The 2,647-nt window shown below is 47.7% G+C and carries 2 protein-coding genes; both read right to left on the bottom strand.

Features of this window, described 5'->3' with window-relative positions; all coding sequences use genetic code 11:
• Positions 1 to 131 precede the first annotated feature (131 nt).
• Positions 132 to 1,037 (bottom strand): hypothetical protein, encoded by a 906-nt coding sequence (locus tag CSR02_RS04850; protein WP_099540773.1) that lies wholly within the window; start codon positions 1,035 to 1,037, stop codon positions 132 to 134.
• 314 nt (positions 1,038 to 1,351) lie between these two features.
• Entirely contained in the window at positions 1,352 to 2,398 is a 1,047-nt protein-coding gene (locus CSR02_RS04845; protein WP_099540772.1) for a DUF7007 domain-containing protein, read from the bottom strand.
• Positions 2,399 to 2,647 lie beyond the last annotated feature (249 nt).

Below are 2,647 nucleotides of genomic sequence, written 5' to 3'. Positions count from 1 at the left end.
CAGATTTAGTCGTGATAACCAAGCGTCTTTGTCTGTTCGTTTACAACCTCAAGCAGGATTCTTCACAGGGGGAACACTCCTGTCGTGGAGCCTTCCATTGGGAAGGCGTTGAAGCGAAAACTACACCCGGTCTAACCGGAGAAATCCTCGTCCTTTAGGGCCAGGAAGATGTTAAGATAGACGTATTTCGGGACGTGTGGGAATAATCTGTGGCCACGCATAGTCGCGAGCATTTTGCGAGCCATTTCAATGCAAGCGTTGAGGCTGTACGTTGTCCGTGCTTGTTCGATCGTAATGGGTGCATGAGGATAGTAGAGCGAGGCACCTTCAATACGGCCGTTCATGATGTAAATGCGCCATTCTACTGGTGATGTGTTGCCATCTTTTTTCGCAATCCTCATGGCTGGGGTCCACGTGCGCGCCCAGACGGGCGTTTCCTCCTGACAATAGGTCATGGTCGCTTCGCCAACACGCTCATCGTGTTTGATCATTTGCGGATGATAAATGAGAGGCATCATTCCGCCACCAGGCTTTTTGCAGATACCGCGTCTCAGAGTGATATCGTCTTCTCCGGCTTGCATCATGGATTTCAGGCATGCTGCACTGGCGCTGTCGTAACGCAGGATTTCATCGTCATTCAAGGTTTCAAGAGCCTTGTCGAGTTTGTCCTGTGCAGACTTATGTTCTGGCGATATGGAGTTGCCATAGCGGCTGATGATCGAATTAGTAGGGACTACCGAAATGATGCGGGATGGAATTGTCTGAACCCTTGCTTTATCTGCAAGGATAAGCCAGTTGCCCAGCGAGAAGGCATTGAAGGGTCTTAAAGGATCAGATGCACCAATGGGAGTGTCAATAATGTGACGGCCAGTGACGAACTCTGGAACGAAGCGCGTGATGTGGTTGAAACGTTGATCGAGAAGCGGAGCTACTTCCTGTTCAAACTGTATAGCCTTCATTTCGGAGGTAACGTTGGATGACCTCTGTCGAAAATCCTCGATTGTTTTAATAAAAAATGGATCATCAAAATACATCATCTTCCCTTATCTTTACCTGATACCATTATGTGTAATAGGAATTTGTTCGGATATACTCTGAGAGAATATGGCAAGGACCGCGATTGCCATATGCGCATGGCATTTTATCTCGGAAGTTTACTGCTAATATCATAAAAGGGACAGGTAGTCGCCTGCCCCTTTGGGCGTTTGGAGTGTTTAATCAGATCGCTTGCTGTTTGAACTCCCAAGTTCACTGCCCTGAAACTCTCCAAATTCTAAGCAGCAACCCCAGGCTAGTGTTGACCAATGGCTAAGCATAGGCGCTACAAGCCACCTGTTAAAAGACGAACCCATCAGGGTGATGGAGCCTCATCTTCGGTCAGTTCATTTTTTACCTCAAGGCACGGAGGTTCTTCTGAATGCCTATCGAGGTCGATAACAAAGTAAGGTTCTCTTCTCGACTTTGCGCTATATTCCTCAGACGGGACATAAAAATGCTTCGCCTCATGGTGCCTGTTCATTTCACCGGTCATCTTGCCCCTCACTGCGGTAACCTCCACAAATCCAGGGTGATCCTTACTTGTGATCGCAGAAACAACCAGATAGTCATCAGCATGTTTTGCGAGAAAAGTCCTGTTGTCTTTCTCTTGGGACATTCCTGGCGCCAACTCTTGCCCAAAGTATTTTTCCCACACATCTGGTTCGTAATTAGCGAGAGTGCGCTGTGCAGTGTGTAATTCAAGGGGTGTAAATAATTCAGGAAAAGAGAGCGCAACGTGTGACCAGCCACAATCTTCTTCATAACACCGGCCAGAACGGAGGGGGCTAGGCATCTCCTTGACTGCATCCTCTGACAGAATATAGCCGCCATGGCCAGCAGTGGATACTGTTACTATATCTGGGCGTCCATGTTGATCAAAACGTAAGGCCCGTGCGTTCTGGATCTTACCCCACGGGCCACGAGATAAATGTTCGAGAGATTGCGGTGAGACGCTTCGTCCAACATACATTGGATTGCCGGCCATGATTTCCACATTTTTAACTGATCTCCCGATTTGGGTATCAAGATCAGCAAAATTGAAACCATATACGCCAAAAGATGATCTCACTCTCATTTTATCAGAGTCAAATTCTTCGAAACACAATATCTTCTCGCAGCGATAAAAGAACCTATCCTTCCCGCGGGGCTCCGCAGAAACTATAGCCACCTGCCTCTCTTTCCCTCCGTTAATAGAGGCAAAAGCCTGAAACTCACGAACACCTGTAGCCTCGTTTGTTGAGCCTTCTTCCCAGCGCAATGCAGAACGTGGGGGCTCATTCAGGGAAGCTAGACAGGCTTGCGGTACAATATGACGTGGCTTTCTTTTGGCTGTTGCTGTCGCTTTAACTGAAGTGCTCATACTACAACTTGCCCTCTTTTAGGCGAACCATGAAAATATCATGACTGCACAAATTCACACCAAGGATGAGATGCCAGCTAAATCTCATCCATTTCTGGTGATGATAGGCTTCTTGTTTGCAAGGCACAGCCAAAATGAGGGCTTAAAACGAAACCTAAGATATCTTCATAAGTCCAGATTCATCCTAAACTCCGCTGGAAACCCCGGCGTTCAGGCCGGGGAGGAAAGCGGTTCCGCTCTTTACTGAAC

This window comes from Acetobacter pomorum (assembly GCF_002738225.1).
GTDB lineage: Bacteria > Pseudomonadota > Alphaproteobacteria > Acetobacterales > Acetobacteraceae > Acetobacter > Acetobacter pomorum.
The sequence above is the reverse complement of the archived record's forward strand: the minus strand, read 5'-3'. Positions and strand labels throughout refer to the sequence as shown.